The 675-nt window shown below is 35.1% G+C and carries 1 protein-coding gene; it reads right to left on the reverse strand.

Going from position 1 to position 675, the window contains the following annotated elements; translation table 11 throughout:
* Nucleotides 1-469 (reverse strand): hypothetical protein (locus KVT37_RS31730; RefSeq protein ID WP_217578953.1); only part of this gene is annotated, 469 nt, incomplete at its 3' end.
* Nucleotides 470-675: the final 206 nt, after the last annotated feature.

Genomic DNA, 675 nt, shown 5'->3' on the forward strand with positions numbered 1-675 from the left:
CATCAATCTCTTGTGCTGTTTTGTTATGCGTTAGATTACCTATCAATGCTCTAAACCTTCTTACTTCATTACCTGTAAACGTTTGAGCTAAATCAATCACAGGCACATGCTGGGCAATTGTTAGTAATTTCCCTGTCGCAATATTAGGAGTAGTTTCAATCTCTAGTTCCCAGTCTTGTTTTACACCTGAATATAAATATGCCAAATTCTCTTCATTAAACGTTAACGGACCTGTTGGACATAATACTGCCCCAGTTGCAGCTGCCCATTCAATTGAATTGGATGCTTGCATAATCTCAATAAAATAATCTTTACCAGATATGTTTTTAATCATATTACTTATAAATGGTCCTAATCCCACATTAAACGTGGCAAGCGCCCCCCTAACAGATAATAACTCATGCATTGAACTCCAGGAGTTAGATAATTCTTTTACCAAACCGTTTAACCAAACTCCTTCACCATTCATTCTCGATGCAAGAGATAGCAATTCCTGTAATATAGCTTACTTTTCTTCTAGACTATTTGGAACAAATAAAAGAGGGTTCCTTATTTTCAAATCTGTAATAGTCTTACAAGCCAATTCTCTTGAAAGCATAATAGAAGAAGGGTCTATCGCAACAGCTTTTTCAAGTAAATCTGTTTTGTATCTAAAAATTGAATGTGGTAGTATAA

It is taken from the genome of Mesorhizobium sp. GbtcB19 (genome assembly GCF_019091085.1).
Taxonomy (GTDB): domain Bacteria; phylum Pseudomonadota; class Alphaproteobacteria; order Rhizobiales; family Rhizobiaceae; genus Mesorhizobium.